The 18,352-nt window shown below is 60.0% G+C and carries 14 protein-coding genes and 1 pseudogene; 11 read left to right on the forward strand and 4 right to left on the reverse strand.

The annotated features are described in order from the left end of the window. The first annotated feature begins 58 nt into the window (after positions 1 to 58). Positions 59 to 1,201: a 4-phosphoerythronate dehydrogenase PdxB gene (pdxB, locus tag BLR69_RS29395; protein ID WP_071496731.1), complete on the forward strand. Its 1,143-nt coding sequence runs from the start codon at positions 59 to 61 to the stop codon at positions 1,199 to 1,201. A gap of 54 nt (positions 1,202 to 1,255) precedes the next feature. Here the strand turns inward: pdxB and BLR69_RS31000 are convergent, their stop codons facing one another. Continuing rightward, complete coding sequence (locus BLR69_RS31000) at positions 1,256 to 1,429, reverse strand: PA1571 family protein (protein WP_058425072.1); 174 nt, start codon at positions 1,427 to 1,429, stop codon at positions 1,256 to 1,258. A 236-nt stretch (positions 1,430 to 1,665) separates the two neighbouring features. Here BLR69_RS31000 and BLR69_RS29400 point away from each other — a divergent pair, with 236 nt between their 5' ends. After that, positions 1,666 to 3,441, forward strand: a complete 1,776-nt coding sequence (locus tag BLR69_RS29400) for an ABC transporter transmembrane domain-containing protein (RefSeq protein ID WP_166794322.1) — start codon at positions 1,666 to 1,668, stop codon at positions 3,439 to 3,441. A 63-nt stretch (positions 3,442 to 3,504) separates the two neighbouring features. Further along, positions 3,505 to 4,269 (forward strand): annotated as a pseudogene (locus BLR69_RS29405) (Fic family protein); the annotation flags it as partial. An 88-nt stretch (positions 4,270 to 4,357) separates the two neighbouring features. Here the strand turns inward: BLR69_RS29405 and BLR69_RS29410 are convergent. After that, entirely contained in the window at positions 4,358 to 6,286 is a 1,929-nt protein-coding gene (locus BLR69_RS29410; protein WP_071496729.1) for a transglycosylase SLT domain-containing protein, read from the reverse strand. A 212-nt stretch (positions 6,287 to 6,498) separates the two neighbouring features. On the opposite strand from BLR69_RS29410, the gene BLR69_RS29415 reads away from it, so the two are divergent. Further along, positions 6,499 to 8,421 (forward strand): ATP-binding cassette domain-containing protein, encoded by a 1,923-nt coding sequence (locus BLR69_RS29415; protein WP_071496728.1) that lies wholly within the window; start codon positions 6,499 to 6,501, stop codon positions 8,419 to 8,421. A gap of 66 nt (positions 8,422 to 8,487) precedes the next feature. Here the strand turns inward: BLR69_RS29415 and BLR69_RS29420 are convergent, their stop codons facing one another. Continuing rightward, on the reverse strand, positions 8,488 to 8,928 hold the full coding sequence (locus BLR69_RS29420; protein WP_071496727.1) for a universal stress protein: 441 nt from the start codon (positions 8,926 to 8,928) through the stop codon (positions 8,488 to 8,490). 106 nt (positions 8,929 to 9,034) lie between these two features. Here BLR69_RS29420 and BLR69_RS29425 point away from each other — a divergent pair, with 106 nt between their 5' ends. From BLR69_RS29425 to BLR69_RS29455, 7 genes are all read left to right on the forward strand, one after another. Beyond that, the gene (locus BLR69_RS29425; RefSeq protein ID WP_071496726.1) at positions 9,035 to 9,472 is read left to right on the forward strand and encodes a hypothetical protein; all 438 of its coding nucleotides are present in this window, start codon (positions 9,035 to 9,037) and stop codon (positions 9,470 to 9,472) included. Between the two features lie 587 nt (positions 9,473 to 10,059). Then, complete coding sequence (gene fadB, locus BLR69_RS29430) at positions 10,060 to 12,207, forward strand: fatty acid oxidation complex subunit alpha FadB (RefSeq protein WP_034102543.1); 2,148 nt, start codon at positions 10,060 to 10,062, stop codon at positions 12,205 to 12,207. A gap of 29 nt (positions 12,208 to 12,236) precedes the next feature. Then, positions 12,237 to 13,412: an acetyl-CoA C-acyltransferase FadA gene (gene fadA / locus BLR69_RS29435; RefSeq protein ID WP_016975260.1), complete on the forward strand. Its 1,176-nt coding sequence runs from the start codon at positions 12,237 to 12,239 to the stop codon at positions 13,410 to 13,412. Between the two features lie 97 nt (positions 13,413 to 13,509). Beyond that, entirely contained in the window at positions 13,510 to 13,746 is a 237-nt protein-coding gene (locus BLR69_RS29440; RefSeq protein WP_071496725.1) for a DUF1653 domain-containing protein, read from the forward strand. Between the two features lie 114 nt (positions 13,747 to 13,860). Continuing rightward, the gene (topA, locus tag BLR69_RS29445; RefSeq protein WP_058425065.1) at positions 13,861 to 16,482 is read left to right on the forward strand and encodes a type I DNA topoisomerase; all 2,622 of its coding nucleotides are present in this window, start codon (positions 13,861 to 13,863) and stop codon (positions 16,480 to 16,482) included. A gap of 247 nt (positions 16,483 to 16,729) precedes the next feature. Next, entirely contained in the window at positions 16,730 to 17,251 is a 522-nt protein-coding gene (locus tag BLR69_RS29450; RefSeq protein ID WP_071489009.1) for a DUF6586 family protein, read from the forward strand. A gap of 120 nt (positions 17,252 to 17,371) precedes the next feature. Continuing rightward, entirely contained in the window at positions 17,372 to 17,605 is a 234-nt protein-coding gene (locus BLR69_RS29455) for a hypothetical protein (RefSeq protein ID WP_010212068.1), read from the forward strand. A gap of 265 nt (positions 17,606 to 17,870) precedes the next feature. Here the strand turns inward: BLR69_RS29455 and sulA are convergent, their stop codons facing one another. After that, positions 17,871 to 18,344: an SOS-induced cell division inhibitor SulA gene (gene sulA, locus BLR69_RS29460; protein ID WP_071496724.1), complete on the reverse strand. Its 474-nt coding sequence runs from the start codon at positions 18,342 to 18,344 to the stop codon at positions 17,871 to 17,873. Positions 18,345 to 18,352: the final 8 nt, after the last annotated feature.

An 18,352-nucleotide genomic window follows, 5' to 3' on the forward strand; every position in this document is an offset into this window, starting at 1 on the left:
GATTTGTAAGCGAGGGCTGCGATCCCTGTACACTGCGGGTCCGCCTAAGGAGCCTGCCATGCTGATTGTTGCCGACGAAAATATTCCGCTGCTCGATGCCTTCTTCCAGGGTTTCGGTGAGATTCGCCGCGTGCCTGGCCGTTCCATTGACCGTGCCACGGTCGAGCAGGCCGATGTATTGCTGGTGCGCTCGGTGACCAACGTCAACCGTGCCTTGCTTGATGGCACGAACGTGCGCTTTGTCGGCACCTGCACCATCGGCACTGACCACCTGGACCTCGACTACTTCAAACAGGCCGGTATCCAGTGGTCCAGTGCCCCCGGCTGTAACGCCCGTGGCGTGGTGGACTATGTGCTGGGCAGCCTGATGACGCTGGCCGAGATCGAAGGCGCCGACCTTAACCAGCGCACCTACGGCGTGGTTGGCGCCGGTGAAGTCGGCGGGCGGCTGGTCAAGGTACTCAAGGGCCTGGGCTGGAACGTGCTGGTCTGTGACCCGCCCCGGCAGATCGCCGAAGACGGCGATTACGTCAGCCTGGCGCAGATCGTCGAGCAATGCGATGTGATCAGCCTGCACACACCGCTGACCAAGTCCGGCAACGGCTCCACCTGGCACCTGTTCGACCGTCAGCGCCTTGAACAGCTCAAGCCCGGCACCTGGTTGATCAACGCCAGCCGTGGCCCGGTGGTCGACAATGCCGCCCTGCGTGAGGTGTTGCTGGACCGCGAAGACCTGCAAGCGGTGCTGGATGTGTGGGAGGGCGAGCCCGAAGTGGACGTCGACCTGGCTGACCTGTGCGTGCTGGCCACGCCGCATATCGCTGGCTACAGCCTCGACGGCAAGCAGCGCGGTACGGCGCAGATCTATCAGGCGTACTGCGCGCACCTGGGCCAGGAGCCGAGCATTCAATTGCGTGATTTGCTGCCACCGCCGTGGTTGGCCGAGGTGCAGCTGAATGCTTCTACCGACCCGGCATGGGCGCTGGCGACGCTGTGCCGCAGCGTGTACGACCCACGGCGTGATGATGCGGATTTCCGCCGCAGCCTTGTAGGAACGGTGGACGAGCAGCGCAAGGCGTTTGACCTGCTGCGCAAGCACTACCCCGAGCGCCGCGAGGTCGATGGTTTGAAGGTGCGCATCCTGGGTGAGTCGGCCGTGTTGTCGAACATCGTGTCCGCGTTGGGCGCCGAAGCGGTTTAGAGACCGAATAAAAAACCCGGCCACCAGGGCCGGGTTTGAAAGAGCGTGGGCGCTTCAGCCTTGCTGGGCAGGCTTGACCAGTCGCTGTTCCAGTTCGCTGCACGCTTGCTGGATCATCTCTTCGGTGATCTGCACTTCGCGGCCTTGGGCGTCAATGTACGAGCAAGGCAACTGCTGCGGTTGGCGGATCACTTCAATCTTGGCATCGCTGCTGTTCTGCAAGGTCATGGCCTGTCTCCTCATCAGGTTGTGTACCTACTCTAAAGCCCGCGCGTGACCAGGCTGTTACAACTCCCTGCCAGGTCAGCGGTTCGAACACTCAGTCCACCAGAAACCAATACAGATTTCCAGCCAGGGGTTAGACCGATAGCCTCTAGGGATCAGCATCGGCGGGCATAATTAACCTGACTCATTGCTATTCGCCCAAGTTCCCCCCATGTAGGTGTACAGACTCCTCATCGGTGATGCCCTCCATGTTCTCAGTCCGTCAACGCCGTGCGATTCGCCTGGCCAGTCGATTCATCGCGCCTTACCGCTGGCAGGCGCTTGGCGCCCTGTTGGCGCTGATCGTCACGGCCGGTATCACCTTGTCCATGGGGCAGGGCATCCGTCTGCTGGTGGACCAGGGGTTCATGACCCAATCGCCGCACTTGCTCAACCAGTCCATCGGGTTGTTCATGATCCTGGTGCTGGGCCTGGCGGTCGGCACGTTTGCGCGGTTCTATCTGGTGTCGTGGATCGGCGAGCGGGTGGTCGCGGATATCCGCCGGCAGGTGTTCAATCACCTGATCTACCTGCATCCGGGCTTTTATGAGAACAATCGCAGTTCGGAAATCCAGTCACGCTTGACCACTGACACTACGCTGCTGCAATCGGTGATCGGTTCCTCGCTGTCGTTGTTCCTGCGCAATGCCTTGATGGTCATCGGCGGCATCGTGCTGCTGTTTGTCACCAACCCCAAGCTCACCAGCATCGTGGTGGTGGCGCTGCCGCTGGTGCTGGCGCCGATCCTGATCTTCGGCCGGCGCGTGCGCAGCTTGTCGCGCCAGAGCCAGGACCGGATCGCCGATGTGGGCAGCTATGTGTCCGAGACCCTCGGCCAGATCAAGACGGTGCAGGCCTACAACCACCAGGTGCAGGACGAACAGCGCTTCGCCGTGACGGTGGAAGACGCCTTCACCACCGCGCGCAAGCGCATCACCCAACGTGCCTGGCTGATTACCCTGGTGATCATGCTGGTGCTCGGCGCCGTGGGCGTGATGTTGTGGGTCGGCGGCATGGACGTGATCAGCGGGCGCATATCCGGCGGTGAGCTGGCGGCGTTTGTGTTCTACAGCCTGATCGTCGGCAGTGCGGTCGGCACCCTCAGCGAGGTGCTTGGCGAACTGCAACGTGCCGCCGGTGCCGCCGAGCGCATTGGCGAGTTGCTGCAGTCGAGCAACGACATCCAGGCGCCGGTCGCCGGCACCGTCCAGTTGCCGGAACGGGTCAGCGGGCGCATGGAACTGCAGGACCTGCGCTTTTCCTACCCTTCGCGGCCGGACAGCTATGCCATCGACGGCCTGAACCTGACCATCAACCCTGGCGAAACCCTGGCGTTGGTCGGCCCATCCGGCGCGGGCAAATCGACGATTTTCGACCTGCTGTTGCGCTTCTACGACCCCCAGCAAGGCCAAATCCTCATCGAAGGCCACCCGCTGACTGAACTCGATCCCATGGACCTGCGCCGCCACTTCGCCCTGGTGTCCCAGAGCCCGGCGCTGTTCTTTGGCAGCGTTGAAGAGAACATTCGTTACGGCAACCCGACGGCCACCCAGCAACAGGTTGAGGCGGCGGCGCGTATTGCTCACGCCCACGACTTCATCCTGCAAATGCCCGACGGTTACCAGACCCACCTGGGCGACGGCGGCATGGGCCTCTCTGGTGGCCAACGCCAGCGCTTGGCCATCGCCCGGGCGTTGCTGGTGGACGCGCCGATCCTGCTGCTGGACGAAGCCACCAGCGCCCTGGATGCGCAGAGTGAACACCTGATCCAGCAAGCGCTGCCGCAATTGATGCAGGGGCGCACCACCCTGGTGATCGCCCATCGACTGGCCACGGTGAAGAATGCTGACCGCATTGCCGTGATGGACCAGGGCAAGCTGGTGGCAGTGGGAACGCATCAGCAGTTGATTGCGAGCAATGCGTTGTATGCAAGGTTGGCGGCGTTGCAGTTCAGTGATGGGGTGGAAGTTGATTGAAGCTGCGCAATGCGGGGCCCTTGAGGCATCATGTGTTTTTTCGTGATTGAGCTGGATGAGGACATGAGCCGTTATCAACCTCCGTTGACCCTGACTACAAAGATGCTCACCTTGGTAGCCGATATCAGTGAGCAGATAGGTCAACTTTCAGTCGGTGATGATAATCGCCAGACGCCTCAGCTCAGGCGTGGCAATCGCATTCGCACCATCCAGGCCTCGCTGGCTATCGAGAACAATACCCTCAGCGTCGAGCAAGTGACTGCCGTTCTGGAGGGTAAACGCGTGTTGGGCCTGCCTCGGGAAATCCAGGAAGTGCGCAATGCATTTGCCGCTTACGAGGCTATGACGCAGTGGAGCCCGAGCGATCGAGTTGACTTGCTCAAGGCGCATGAATTGCTCATGTTTGGATTGATCGATGATGCGGGTCGATTCCGCCAGTCAGGAGTCGGCATCTATCGTGGTGAGCAATTGGTTCATATGGCGCCGCCCGCCAGCCGTGTCACACACTTAGTGGACGATTTGCTGCAATGGCTGGCTGTTTCCAATTGGCACCCGTTGATCGCCAGTTGCGTATTTCATTATGAATTCGAGTTTATCCATCCATTTGCCGACGGTAATGGGCGGATGGGGCGACTCTGGCAAACGTTGATTCTTAGCCAGTGGCGTCCTGTATTGGCTTACCTGCCGGTGGAAGCGGTGATTCGGGAACAACAGGATGCTTACTACGCCGCGCTGTCGGCAGCCGACCAGCAAGCAGAAGCGACGCCGTTCGTTGAGTTCATGCTGCAGGCGTTGAACCTGGCTTTAGCCGAAGCTGTGCAAAGCGAACGCCCAGCTGCCCCATAAAAAATGCCCGCATCTCTCAATGCGGGCATTTCTCTTGAAGCTTCAATCTTACCGCTTGAAGCTTCTCCTGTTACTGATCATCAAAATACCGCTCATGCCAATCCACCAACGGCTGCGGTGAATTGAGCTTCTGCCCGTAGATCACCGAATAAGACAGCACGTTCTGCACATACTGGCGGGTTTCGTCGAACGGAATGCTCTCCACCCACACATCGAAGCTCAGGTGGTCGGCACCGCGCAGCCATTGGCGTACACGACCGGGGCCGGCGTTGTAGGCGGCGGAGGCGAGCACGCGGTTGCCGTTGAACTGGCTGTGCACCTGGCTCAGGTAGGCGGCGCCGAGCTGGATGTTTTTATCCGGGTCCAGCACCTGGGCCGGGGAGGCCAGGGGGATGCTGAACTTGCGTGCGGTTTCCTTGGCGGTGCCGGGCATCAGCTGCATCAGGCCGCTGGCGCCGACGCCGGAGCGCGCGTCGTCCATGAAGGCGCTTTCCTGGCGGGTGATCGCGAACACCCAGCTCGAATGCAGGCCGCGCACCTTGGCTTCACGCACCAGGGTATCGCGGTGGGCCATCGGGAAGCGGATGTCCAGGTCGTCCCAGTACTGCGCCTGGCTGATGGTGCGGATGGCCGGGAAGTACCACTTCATGTCGTAGGCCAGCTTGGCCTGGGCGACCATTTCGTCGCGGTTGAAGTGACGGCTGACGTGGTACCACTCACGACGGCCATCGACCACCTGGCCACGTGCATAGAATTCCAGGGCGCGGCGTACGCCCGGGGTGTTGCGCACTTTGTTGACTAGCGCCTGGCTCATCAGCAGGGGTTTGTTCTTCAACTGGTACGGGGCCTTGGAGCGATCGGCAGCAAGGAAACCGTAGAAGTCACGCTCCTGCGCCAAGTGCTTGTACAGGACCAGCGCTTGCGGGTTCTTCGGCTCGGCCAGTTCCAGGCTGCGGGCCTGCCAGTAGCGCCAGCGGTTGGTGGTGGCCAGGTCTTGTGGCAGTTTGCGGGTCAACTGGTAGGCATCTTCCCAGCGGGCCAGGCGCAGCAGCAGGCGCAGGCGCCACTCGGACACGGTGTTGTCGCGCAACTCGGGATCGTACTTGGTCATCACCTCAAGGGCGCGCGGGTCATAGCGCTTGGCCAGGGTGAGGCCGATTTCCCGGGCGATCGACACTTTTTCGTCACGGGAGAAGTGCATGCTGCTGGCGTAGCCATCGAGCAGGGACATGGCCTTGTCCGGATCCTGGCGTGCCAGGCGGCGCAAGCCCAGGCCCACGGCGTCGGACATGGCCTCGGTGGCCGGCAGGAAACGTGAAGGGTCGCTGAGCATGTCGGGCTTTTGCGCCACGTCTACCATCAGGCGGCCTTGCGGGCCCAGCGTGCGCAGGGTTTTTACCAGGCTGTTGGCCAGCGCGTAGTTGCGCGCTTCGGCGGCGAGTTTGGCGCGGTCCCAGATCTTCTGTTCGGTGAGTTGGCCGTCAGCCGCCCATTGACCAAAGGTGACATCGCAGGCAGCCGGCTGGGACTTGCCGGTCATCCAGAGTTTTTCGGCGGTCTTGTAGCCTTCGGCCTTCAGATTATGGGTGAGCTGGTACTGGCCGTGCAGGCAGTCCAGTTCGACGAAATTGAGCTTGGGGTCATAGTACTTTTCAAAGGTCTGCCAGTCGCCCCGTTCGGCCAGCCAGCGCAACCAGCGCAGTTTCATCCAGTTGGCCTGAGGCAGGTCACCGTTTTTGGCGAGGAACTGCTCAATTTCCTGGTTGCTCGCGGTTTTCAGGCGGGCGGTCAGTTCGTCGTAGGCCAGGTAGGGCGTCAGCGGGTAGTCGGCCAGGGCCTGGCTGTATTGCATGTACGGCCCGGTATCGCCCTTGGCCAGGGCGCGTTTGGCTTCATCGTAGTATTGACGTTGGGTGGTGAGGTCCACGGCCTGGGCGGATTGAACGGCGGTGGCGGAAAGAAGCAGACAAGATAAAAAGCTGAAAAGGCGACTGCGCATGAGACGTCCGTGCAGAGGAATCTGGACAAGTGCCGGCGTCGCCGACACTGATTGCCCCTAGCTTAGCCTTTTGCCTGACGCCGGTGAAAGCTTTGACGGCCGCTTCGTTCAAGTTCCTCGGAAATGTCTCTCAGAGTATGTCGACTGAGAAAATCCCGGCCGCCTCAGCCCCTAACTCAGGTAGAATGCGCGCCCAGTTTTTGGAGAAGCGTATGACCCTGCTCAAATTCAGCGATGTGTCCCTTGCTTTCGGCGCCATGCCGTTGTTGGACAAGGTGTCCTGGCAGATCGCCCGTGGTGAGCGGGTGTGCATCATCGGCCGCAATGGCACCGGCAAATCCAGCATGATGAAGCTGGTCAAGGGCGACCAGAAGCCCGATGACGGCTCCGTATGGCGCGCGCCGGGCCTCAAGATCGGCGAATTGCCGCAAGAATTGCCGGTGGCCGACGGACGGACAGTGTTCGACGTGGTTGCCGAAGGCCTCGACGGCGTTGGCGCACTGCTCGCCGAATACCATCACCTGGCACAGAACTGTGTCACCGAAGATGACCTGAACAAGCTGATGCACGTCCAGCAAGACCTGGAAGCGCGTGATGGCTGGCGCTTGCAGCAATTGGTCGACAGCACCCTGAGTCGCCTGCAACTGCCGGCGGACAAGACCCTCGCCGAGTTGTCCGGCGGCTGGCGTCGTCGCGTACTGCTGGCCCAGGCCCTGGTGTCCGAGCCGGATTTGCTGCTGCTCGACGAACCGACCAACCACCTGGACATTGGCGCGATTGCCTGGCTGGAAGAAGCCCTCAAGGAATTCCAGGGCGCCGTGCTGTTCATCACGCACGACCGTTCCTTCCTGCAGAACCTGGCAACGCGCATCCTGGAACTGGACCGTGGTGGCCTGATCGACTGGAACGGCGACTACGCCAGCTTTCTGGTGCATAAGGAAGCCGCGCTGGCCGCCGAAGAAACCGCCAACGCGCTGTTCGACAAGAAACTGGCCCAGGAAGAAGTCTGGATCCGCCAGGGTATCAAGGCCCGTCGCACCCGTAACGAAGGCCGCGTACGCGCCCTGAAAGCCCTGCGTGTCGAGCGCAGCGAGCGTCGCGAGCGTACCGGCAAGGCCAATATCCAGCTGGATACCGCCGACAAGTCGGGCAAGCAGGTGATGGTGCTGGAGAACGTCAGCTTCCATCACCCGGACGGCCCGTTCCTGATCAAGGACTTTTCCATGGTCCTGCAGCGCGGCGACCGTATCGGCCTGCTGGGCGCCAACGGTACTGGCAAGACCACCTTGCTCAAGCTGATGCTCAGCGGCCTGCAGCCGACCAGCGGTAAAGTGGAGGAGGGTACGCGGATCGACGTGGCCTACTTCGACCAGTTGCGCCATCAGTTGGACCTGGAAAAGACCGTGATCGACAACGTCGCCGAAGGCCGCGACTTTATCGACATCGACGGCCAGAGCCGCCACGTACTCAGCTACCTGGGCGACTTCCTGTTCAGCCCGCAGCGTGCGCGTACCCCGGTGAAAGCCTTGTCCGGTGGTGAACGTGCGCGCCTGCTGCTTGCCAAGCTGTTCAGTAAGCCGGCCAACCTGCTGGTCCTCGACGAACCGACCAACGACCTCGACGTGGAAACCCTCGAGCTGTTGGAAGAAGTGCTGCTGACCTTCAACGGCACCGTGCTGATGGTGAGCCACGACCGGGCATTCCTCGACAACGTGGTCACCAGCACCCTGGTCTTCGAAGGTGAGGGCAAGGTGCGTGAATACGTCGGTGGTTACCAGGACTGGCTGCGCCAGGGCGGTTCCCCGCGATTGCTGGGCGTGACCGAGAGCAAGTCCGGCAAGGCCGACCTGACCTCCGCCGTCGTCGCCCCGGTGGTCGCTGCTGCTGCACCGGCCCCTGAAGCGGCGCCGGCGGCCAAGAAGAAACTCAGCTACAAGCTGCAGCGTGAGCTGGAGGCCTTGCCGGGTGATATCGACGCCAAGGAACAGCAGATTGCCGTGGTAGAAGCGCAAATGGCTGACGCGGGGTTCTACCTGCGCCCAGCGGCGGAAACGGCCAAGGTCATCGCTTCCCTGGAGAAACTGAACCAGGAGCTGGAAGTGTTGGTTGAGCGTTGGGCTGAGTTGGATGCCTGAGTGATCTCAGCGCATTAAAAAAGCCCGGCGTTCATTCGTATGAACGCCGGGCTTTTTATATCGGTCTTAAGGGGCTTTTACCAGCTTGACGGCCAGCACATCGCACGGCGCGCCATGCAGGACGTCATTGGCGGTGGAGCCCAGCAACAGCGCCAAACCATGACGGCCATGGCTACCGACCACGATCAGGTCACAACCCTTTTCTTTGGCCAGGTGGTGGATTTCCTGGCGTGGTTGGCCGTAGGTCAGGTGGCAGTCTTCCTTTTTCAGGTGCGGGTATTTGAGAATCAAACGGTCCAGACGCTCTTTGGCCTGGTCGAATTGCTGTTGCTGCAACTGGGAAAGGTCCATCGGCACGTCACCGCCAAAGGCCATGGCCATGGGCTCGACGATGTGCACCAGTGACAGTACGGCACCATTGGCCAATGCAGATTCCTGCGCGCGCTTGATCACTGGATCGCACTCTTCGGTCAGATCGACAGCGACCAGAATATGTTGGTAGGGCATGAGGCGTTCCTCCAGGGGGACTGCAATAGATTCAGTATGGCTGCTTTCAAGCGGATAGGGTTGCGTCAGATCAAATCCGCTCATCTGTAAATTCGGGAGTACACATATGACGGTCTGGATAGTGGTGTCAATCCTTGTGGTGGTGCTGAGCCCCCTGGCATGGCTGCGCCCGTCGCGCCATCAGAGCGGACGCATGGCCCTGCGCATGGAGGCGCGCCGCATCGGCCTGGCCATGCAACTGGCGCCCCAGGAGTGGCCGCACTGGCTCAAGCAGGAGCCGCCGAGCCCTTGCGCGCAGTACTGCCGGCCACGGCGCGGCAGCACGCCGGCGATCTGGTGTTATTGGCAGTTGGAGCCTGGGGTGTGGGTCAATCAATGGCGTGAAGTGTGCGTCGATGAAAAGTTGTTGCCGCATTTTGCGACGCTGCCGGACAACGTCTACAAGATCGAAGCCGACAAGCAGATGATCGCCCTGTATTGGGGCGAGAAGGGCGAGGCGAGCGTGTTGAAGGATATCGATGCGCTGCTCAAAGCCCTGGCCTGAAAGCAGCTCCCTTCTGTAGGAGCGAGCTTGCTCGCGAAAAGCCTGAGGGCGCCGCGTCAAACCAGATGTTCTGCGTTACCGTTGACTATCTTCGCGAGCAAGCTCGCTCCTACAGGAATTCCGGGTCGCCAGCCACCAAATCCAAAGCAATAAAAAGCCCGACAATCATCATCGGGCTGGAGTTGGCCAGGCAGGCCGGTAAATCGTTGGTTGCGGCTAGCCTAGCCGCATATCCCGTTCTGTACAGCCTTTTCCCACATCTTTTCTATTATTGATTTCGTGAATATTTGAATATTGGCGAGGCGCACGTATGGGGGCGGGGTTCTGAACTGACTGGAAAGTCGCGTTTTTCCTAGCCTTTGGAGCGATTGACAATTGCCCGGAATTGGATGAAGGTGGCGTACCCAAATCAAACGGGCGTATGAATTGAGCGTTTGTCTGTCAGACGACTCATACAGAATCCCGACTATCGCGTTGGCGGGTGTGCCTGGCGGATTGGCGTGAACATTGAAGATTTCATCAATGTCCAACCCATAGGCCAGCGTCCAATGTGTACTGTTCAGCTTCCATATCGTGGAGATCAGTTGATGATTTACGAAGGTAAAGCCATCACGGTTAAGGCTCTTGAAAGTGGCATCGTCGAACTGAAATTCGACCTCAAGGGTGAGTCCGTCAACAAGTTCAACCGTCTAACCCTGAATGAATTGCGTCAGGCCGTAGACACCATCAAAGCAGATGCTTCGGTCAAGGGCGTGATCGTCTCCAGTGGCAAGGACGTGTTCATCGTCGGCGCTGACATCACCGAATTCGTCGACAACTTCAAGCTGCCCGATGCCGAGCTGGTGGCTGGCAACCTCGAAGCCAACAAGATTTTCAGCGATTTCGAAGACCTCAACGTACCGACCGTCGCCGCGATCAATGGCATCGCGTTGGGCGGCGGCCTGGAAATGTGCCTGGCGGCAGACTTTCGCGTCATGTCGGCCACCGCCAAGATCGGCCTGCCTGAAGTCAAGCTGGGCATCTACCCAGGTTTTGGCGGCACCGTGCGTTTGCCGCGCCTGATCGGTGCCGACAACGCCATCGAGTGGATTGCCGCCGGCAAGGAAAACAAAGCCGAAGACGCCCTGAAAGTCGGTGCCGTCGACGCTGTAGTTGCCCCGGACAAACTGGCCGAAGCTGCACTGAACCTGATCAAGGGCGCCATCAGTGGCGAATTTGACTACAAGGCCAAGCGTCAGCCGAAGCTGGAAAAACTCAAGCTCAACGCCATCGAACAAATGATGTCGTTCGAAACCGCCAAAGGTTTCGTGGCTGGCCAGGCCGGCCCGAACTACCCGGCGCCGGTTGAAGCGATCAAGACCATCCAGAAAGCCGCGAACTTCGGTCGCGACAAGGCCCTGGAAGTGGAAGCGGCTGGTTTCGTCAAACTGGCGAAAACCTCCGCTGCCCAGAGCCTGATCGGCCTGTTCCTGAACGATCAGGAACTGAAGAAAAAGGCCAAGGCCTACGACGAAATCGCCCGCGATGTGAAACAGGCCGCCGTACTCGGCGCCGGTATCATGGGCGGCGGTATCGCCTATCAGTCGGCGTCCAAGGGCACGCCGATCCTGATGAAAGACATCAACGAGCACGGCATCGAGCAAGGCCTGGCAGAAGCCGCCAAGCTGCTGGTCGGTCGTGTGGACAAAGGTCGCATGACCGCTGCGAAAATGGCTGAAGTGCTTAACGGCATTCGCCCTACGCTGTCATACGGCGATTTCGGCCATGTCGACCTGGTGGTCGAAGCGGTTGTCGAGAACCCGAAGGTCAAGCAAGCGGTCCTGGCTGAAGTGGAAGCCCAGGTCAAAGACGACACTATCCTGGCGTCCAACACCTCGACCATTTCCATCTCGCTGCTGGCCAAGGCCCTCAAGCGTCCGGAAAACTTCGTCGGCATGCACTTCTTCAACCCGGTGCACATGATGCCGCTGGTGGAAGTCATCCGTGGCGAGAAGTCCAGCGAGCTGGCGGTTGCCACCACCGTTGCCTACGCCAAGAAAATGGGCAAGAACCCGATCGTGGTCAATGACTGCCCGGGTTTCCTGGTCAACCGCGTGCTGTTCCCGTACTTCGGCGGTTTCGCCAAGTTGGTCAGCGCGGGTGTGGACTTTGTGCGCATCGACAAGGTCATGGAAAAATTCGGCTGGCCGATGGGCCCGGCGTATCTGATGGACGTGGTCGGCATCGACACGGGTCACCATGGTCGCGACGTGATGGCTGAAGGCTTCCCGGACCGCATGAAAGACGACCGCCGCTCGGCGATCGACGCGCTGTACGAGGCCAAGCGCCTGGGCCAGAAGAACGGCAAGGGCTTCTACGCCTACGAGGCGGACAAGAAGGGCAAGCAGAAGAAAGTCGCCGACCCGTCGGTGCACGAAGTGCTGGCTCCCGTCATCTACGAGCAGCGTGAGGTGTCCGACGAGGACATCATTAACTGGATGATGATCGCCCTGTGCCTGGAAACCGTGCGCTGCCTGGAAGACGGCATCGTTGAAACCGCCGCCGAAGCCGATATGGGCCTGGTGTACGGTATTGGTTTCCCTCCATTCCGTGGTGGTGCACTGCGTTACATCGATTCGATCGGTGTGGCTGAGTTCGTTGCCCTGGCTGACAAATACGCTGATCTGGGCCCGCTGTACCACCCGACCGCGAAGCTGCGTGAAATGGCCAAGAACGGCCAGAGCTTCTTCGGTTAAGCGCCCAGACGACTAGAGCGAGAATATTTATGAGCTTGAATCCAAGAGACGTGGTGATTGTCGACTTCGGTCGCACACCGATGGGCCGCTCCAAGGGCGGCATGCACCGCAACACCCGTGCCGAAGACATGTCGGCACACCTGATCAGCAAGTTGCTGGAGCGCAACGTCAAGGTCGACCCGAACGAAGTCGAGGACGTGATCTGGGGTTGCGTCAACCAGACCCTGGAACAGGGCTGGAACATCGCGCGCATGGCGTCGCTGATGACCCAGATCCCCCACACCGCCGCCGGCCAGACCGTCAGCCGCCTGTGCGGTTCGTCGATGAGCGCGCTGCACACCGCCGCCCAGGCGATCATGACCGGTAACGGTGATGTGTTCGTGGTCGGTGGCGTGGAGCACATGGGCCACGTCAGCATGATGCACGGTGTCGACCCTAACCCGCATATGTCGCTGTACGCGGCAAAAGCCTCGGGCATGATGGGCCTGACCGCGGAAATGCTCGGCAAAATGCACGGCATTACCCGCGAAGCCCAGGACGCGTTCGGCCTGCGCTCCCACCAGTTGGCCCACAAGGCGACCGTGGAAGGCAAGTTCAAGGATGAAATCATCCCGATGAACGGCTACGACGAGAACGGTTTCCTGAAACTGTTCGACTACGACGAAACCATTCGTCCGGACACCACCCTGGAAAGCCTGGCGGCGCTCAAGCCTGCCTTCAATCCAAAGGGCGGCACCGTGACAGCCGGTACTTCGTCGCAAATCACCGACGGTGCCTCGTGCATGATCGTGATGTCGGCGCAGCGTGCCCAGGACCTGGGTATCCAGCCGCTGGCGGTGATTCGTTCGATGGCAGTGGCGGGTGTGGACCCGGCGATCATGGGCTATGGTCCAGTACCGGCCACACAAAAAGCCTTGAAGCGCGCGGGCCTGACCATCAACGACATCGACTTCTTCGAGCTCAACGAAGCTTTCGCCGCACAGGCCCTGCCGGTGCTGAAAGATTTGAAAGTACTCGACAAGATGAATGAGAAGGTTAACCTGCACGGCGGCGCGATTGCCCTGGGCCACCCATTCGGTTGCTCCGGTGCGCGTATCTCCGGCACTTTGCTTAACGTGATGAAGCAAAATGGCGGCAACCTTGGGGTTGCAACCATGTGCATTGGTCTCGGCCAAGGCATTTCCACCGTCTTCGAACGCGTCTAAGCGTTGGGTTGACGGAAGCCGGGGCCCAGTGCCCCGGTTTTTGTTTTTTGGAATTTTTAATATTTTTTTTCAACAAATTTTGTAAGAGGGCCAGAGCATGAAAGTCGAACCAGGGCTCTACCAGCATTATAAAGGTCCGCAGTACCGTGTTTTCAGTGTGGCGCGGCACTCCGAGACCGAAGAAGAAGTGGTGTTCTACCAAGCTCTGTATGGCGATTACGGCTTTTGGGTACGCCCATTGAGCATGTTTCTGGAGACCGTCGAAGTTGACGGCGAGCAGGTCCCGCGCTTTGCTTTGGTCCAGGCCGAACCCAGTCTTTTTTCAGGGCATTAACGGCAGGTCGCGCAGACTGCTGCGCTTGACCTCACCTTGTTGCCACTATATATAGCGTTGCCGCGACAGGCGCCAACTGCCTTTCACTTCTCGAATTCAGGAATTTTCCGATCCATGGGCAAATCGCTGGTCATTGTGGAATCCCCGGCTAAGGCCAAGACCATCAACAAGTACTTGGGCAACGAGTACGTGGTGAAGTCGAGTATCGGCCATATCCGAGACCTGCCCACCAGCGGTTCGGCTAGCGCCAGCAAGGAGCCAGCCGCCAAGCGCGGCAAGGCGGCTGCGGGCGAAGGTCCGGTGCTCACCCCTAAAGAGAAAGCGCGCAAGCAGCTGGTCTCGCGTATGGGGGTGGACCCGGATCATGGCTGGAAGGCCAAGTATGAAATCCTTCCCGGCAAGGAAAAGGTCATCGAGGAGCTGCGCCGGCTCGCCAAGGATGCCGACACCATCTATCTCGCAACGGACTTGGACCGCGAAGGGGAAGCCATTGCCTGGCACCTGCGGGAAGCCATCGGCGGTGATGACAGCCGCTACAAGCGCGTGGTGTTCAACGAAATCACCAAGAAAGCCATCCAGGAAGCCTTCTCCAAGCCGGGTGAACTGGACATCGACCGCGTCAACGCCCAGCAGGCGCGTCGCTTCCTCGACCGCGTGGTGGGTTACATGGTCTCGCCGCTGCTGTGGGCGAAGATCGCCCGTGGCCTGTCTGCCGGTCGTGTGCAATCGGTTGCGGTGAAGCTGGTGGTAGAGCGTGAGCGCGAGATCCGTGCGTTCATCCCTGAAGAGTACTGGGAAGTCCACGCTGACCTCGGCACCGCCAAGGGCGCCAACGTGCGCTTTGAAGTGGCCCGTGAGAAAGGCGAGGCCTTCAAGCCGCTGAACGAAGCCCAGGCCATGGCCGCGCTGGAAAAGCTCAAGGCGTCCAGCTACAGCATCGTCAAGCGTGAAGACAAACCGACCAGCAGCAAGCCGTCGGCGCCGTTCATCACCTCGACCCTGCAACAGGCCGCGAGCAACCGCCTGGGCTTCGGTGTGAAGAAGACCATGATGATGGCACAGCGCTTGTATGAGGCGGGCTACATCACGTATATGCGTACCGACTCCACCAACCTGTCGGTGGACGCGGTCGCCATGGCGCGTACCTATATCGAAAGCGAGTTCGGCAAGAAGTACCTGCCGGAGAAGCCGAACGTCTACAGCAGCAAGGAAGGCGCACAAGAGGCTCACGAAGCGATTCGTCCTTCAGACGCCAACACCACGCCTGCCAAGCTCAGTGGCATGGAGCGCGACGCTGAGCGCCTCTACGAGCTGATCTGGCGCCAGTTCCTGGCCTGCCAGATGCTGCCGGCGCAATACCTGTCCACTACCGTGAGCGTGGGCGCTGGCGACTTCGAGCTGCGTGCCAAGGGCCGTATCCTCAAGTTCGACGGCTACACCCGCGTGATGCCGCAGATCGCCAAGCCGGGCGATGATGATGTGCTGCCGGACATGGCCCAGGGCGATACGCTGAAGCTGATCAAGCTCGACCCGTCCCAGCACTTCACCAAGCCGCCGGCGCGCTACTCCGAGGCCAGCCTGGTAAAAGAGATGGAAAAACGCGGTATCGGTCGTCCTTCGACCTACGCGGCAATCATCTCCACCATTCAGGACCGTGGCTACGTAGCGCTGCACAACCGTCGCTTCTATTCGGAAAAGATGGGCGATATCGTCACCGAGCGCTTGTCCGAGAGCTTTTCCAACCTGATGGACTACGGCTTCACCGCCGGCATGGAAGAGAACCTCGATGACGTGGCCCAGGGCGAGCGCGACTGGAAAAACGTGCTGGACGAGTTCTACGGCGACTTCAAGAAGAAACTCGAAGTGGCCGAAAGCCCTGAGAGTGGCATGCGTGCCAACCAGCCGGTGATGACCGATATTCCGTGCCAGACCTGTGGCCGCCCAATGCAGATTCGTACTGCATCCACCGGCGTGTTCCTTGGTTGCTCGGGTTACAGCCTGCCGCCGAAAGAGCGCTGCAAGGCCACCGTCAACCTGGTACCGGGCGACGAAATCGCCGCCGATGACGAGGGCGAGTCCGAGTCGTTGGTACTGCGTGGCAAGCACCGCTGCCCGATCTGCAGCACCGCGATGGACGCCTATCTGCTGGACGAGAAGCACAAGCTGCACATCTGCGGTAACAACCCGGATTGCAATGGTTATGAGATCGAAGAGGGCACTTATCGCATCAAGGGCTATGAAGGTCCGAGCCTGGAGTGTGACAAGTGTGGCAGCGAGATGCAGCTCAAGACTGGCCGTTTCGGCAAGTTCTTCGGTTGTACCAACCCGACCTGCAAGAACACCCGCAAGCTGCTCAAGAGTGGTGATGCGGCGCCGCCGAAGATGGATCCGGTGAAGATGCCGGAGCTCAAGTGCGAGAAGGTCAACGACACCTACATCCTGCGTGACGGGGCTTCGGGGTTGTTCCTGGCTGCGAGCCAGTTCCCGAAAAACCGCGAGACCCGGGCGCCGTTGGTGCTGGAGATCGTGCCGCACAAGGACGAGATCGATCCTAAGTACCACTTCCTGTGCGAAGCGCCGAAGAAGGACCCGGATGGTCGCCCAGCCGTGATCCGCTACAGCCGCAAGACCAAGGAGCAGTACGTGCAGTCCGAAGTGGACGGCAAGCCGACTGGTTGGAAAGCGTTCTATGACGGTGGTAAGTGGAAGGTCGAGGACAAGCGTCAGGGCGCTTGATCCGGCGGATGCGCTGAAGATCCAATGTGGGAGGGGGCTTGCCCTCGATAGCAGCATATCAGTCAACATGTGTATGACTGATACTCCGCTATCGGGGGCAAGCCCCCTCCCACATTTGGGTCTGTTTGGTTCTGAAAGTGGACTTTAGGCCCGCATAGGCAGCGGTTTATTGCACTTGCAGTAGGTTCGGCTGATCCGTGAAACTGTTCAGCCAGCATCACGTTTATTCGTTGTGGAGATTGCCGTCATGGCCTACGAACTCTATACCCGTACCAATCAGAAAATTTACTTCGCGGGTTTGTCCCTGGAAGCCCTTGGCCGTGCCGAGGAAGGGAAGGAGATGAATGCCATTGCGCTGGTCCAGGCGGGGCGTGAGGCTGCGCTGTTCCACCTGTATGGCGCCTTACTGGGCCTGTGCCATGAAATCGCCGGGTTTTACCGCCTGCCCCAGGCCGGTTCGCCCCGTGCGGAAATGATCATGAATCGCGAAGTGCTGGATTCGATGGCGATTCCTGAGCTGGCCGAACTGGTCGAAATGGCGCAAAGCCCCGACAGTTGGGTTGCACGCCTGCTCAAGGCGCATGCGGATATGTTCCAGCCGCCGCGTATTCCGCACGTGCCCAAGGGCGATGTGACCCAGCCGCTGATCGTGGCGGTTGCGGTGGAAGAGGAAGAACCCAAGCCGTTGAGCCGCGAAGAGCTGGAAGGCTGGCGCCAGGAATTGAAAAAAATGGCGTTGCGCTTTCGCGAAGGCCTCAACGAGTGCTGATCATTCTGTAGGAATTGGATAGCGACCATTCATCAAGCTGTCAAGAAACCTGTTCAGATCCTCTGCGAGGCTGGGTGGATGACTGATATAATCCCGGCCTTTCGTGGAGAACAGACTTTTATGCCGACGTCCTTTCTGGAAATTGTTGAGTTGCCTGACGGCCGAATCGAGCTGCGCCGGGCTGAGGACGAAGGTTCTCTGGTCATTCTGGATTTTTCCGAGGACGCCAAGGTGTTCCTGCAGGGCCAACACGTGGAAGTGGCTAAAGCCATGTTGAGCGTGGGTGTGCAGATGGCGGGGCGCTTGGCAGAAGGTGAACCGGAGAAAGAAGACGGGCCAAGGGTTCTTCACTGAGACCAGATGATAGGTCGGTTTTTATAATGGCCGGGCTTATTGTGGTGAGTTGGCTTCTGTGGTGATCGGGCTTCTGTGGCGAGCGGGCTTGTTGTGGTGAGCGGGCTTGCCCCGCGTTGGACTGCGAAGCAGTCCTAGATGGATTTAATGCGGTATATCAGGTATTCCACGGTGCTTGGTTTTGGGGCCGCTTCGCAGCCCAACGCGGGGCAAGCCCGCTCGCCACAGCAAGCCCGAGTACCACAGGGATTAGGCCGCTCGGCCCTTAGCCCAATCGAATATTCAAACTCTGAGCATCGCCCGTACGTGCAGCGCTGATCAGTTGCTGCTTGGCGCTGGCATTCAGCGGGTTCAACCAGCTCACTACCGTATGGCTACGACCCAGACGCAAGGCTTCGCAGGTCAACTGCTGGGCACTTTGCGCGCCGCGTGGTTGCAGCAACAGGATACGCTCGCGGTTGAGACCGGCGTCCCGTAGCCAGGCCTGGGTCAGGCTGGCGGGCGGGGCGATCAGCGTCAGCCAGCGGGCGTCCTGCTCTTCGCTCAATTCGCGAAGGATTGGCGCCAGCAGGCTCAGGCAACTCCCCGCTGCACCGCGCAACGACAATTCACTGAACGCCTCAGGCTCGGCGCACCAGGGCGCTTCGATCGTTTCCTTGAGGAGGGGCGCAAGGGGTTGGGCCATGAAGGCCTCGAACAGCGACAGTTGTGTGTGTTGTGGGGTGTGGACGAGCTGCATGATGCCTC

It is taken from the genome of Pseudomonas azotoformans (assembly GCF_900103345.1).
Taxonomy (GTDB): domain Bacteria; phylum Pseudomonadota; class Gammaproteobacteria; order Pseudomonadales; family Pseudomonadaceae; genus Aquipseudomonas; species Aquipseudomonas azotoformans.

Excerpts from the sequence above, each read along its gene's own strand:
- pdxB (WP_071496731.1), top strand. The coding sequence starts at position 59 with ATGCTGATTGTTGCCGACGAAAATATTCCGCTGCTCGATGCCTTCTTC.
- BLR69_RS31000 (WP_058425072.1), bottom strand. The coding sequence starts at position 1,429 with ATGACCTTGCAGAACAGCAGCGATGCCAAGATTGAAGTGATCCGCCAA.
- BLR69_RS29400 (WP_166794322.1), top strand. The coding sequence starts at position 1,666 with ATGCCCTCCATGTTCTCAGTCCGTCAACGCCGTGCGATTCGCCTGGCC.
- BLR69_RS29410 (WP_071496729.1), bottom strand. The coding sequence starts at position 6,286 with ATGCGCAGTCGCCTTTTCAGCTTTTTATCTTGTCTGCTTCTTTCCGCC.
- BLR69_RS29415 (WP_071496728.1), top strand. The coding sequence starts at position 6,499 with ATGACCCTGCTCAAATTCAGCGATGTGTCCCTTGCTTTCGGCGCCATG.
- BLR69_RS29420 (WP_071496727.1), bottom strand. The coding sequence starts at position 8,928 with ATGCCCTACCAACATATTCTGGTCGCTGTCGATCTGACCGAAGAGTGC.
- BLR69_RS29425 (WP_071496726.1), top strand. The coding sequence starts at position 9,035 with ATGACGGTCTGGATAGTGGTGTCAATCCTTGTGGTGGTGCTGAGCCCC.
- fadB (WP_034102543.1), top strand. The coding sequence starts at position 10,060 with ATGATTTACGAAGGTAAAGCCATCACGGTTAAGGCTCTTGAAAGTGGC.
- fadA (WP_016975260.1), top strand. The coding sequence starts at position 12,237 with ATGAGCTTGAATCCAAGAGACGTGGTGATTGTCGACTTCGGTCGCACA.
- BLR69_RS29440 (WP_071496725.1), top strand. The coding sequence starts at position 13,510 with ATGAAAGTCGAACCAGGGCTCTACCAGCATTATAAAGGTCCGCAGTAC.
- topA (WP_058425065.1), top strand. The coding sequence starts at position 13,861 with ATGGGCAAATCGCTGGTCATTGTGGAATCCCCGGCTAAGGCCAAGACC.
- BLR69_RS29450 (WP_071489009.1), top strand. The coding sequence starts at position 16,730 with ATGGCCTACGAACTCTATACCCGTACCAATCAGAAAATTTACTTCGCG.
- BLR69_RS29455 (WP_010212068.1), top strand. The coding sequence starts at position 17,372 with ATGCCGACGTCCTTTCTGGAAATTGTTGAGTTGCCTGACGGCCGAATC.
- sulA (WP_071496724.1), bottom strand. The coding sequence starts at position 18,344 with ATGCAGCTCGTCCACACCCCACAACACACACAACTGTCGCTGTTCGAG.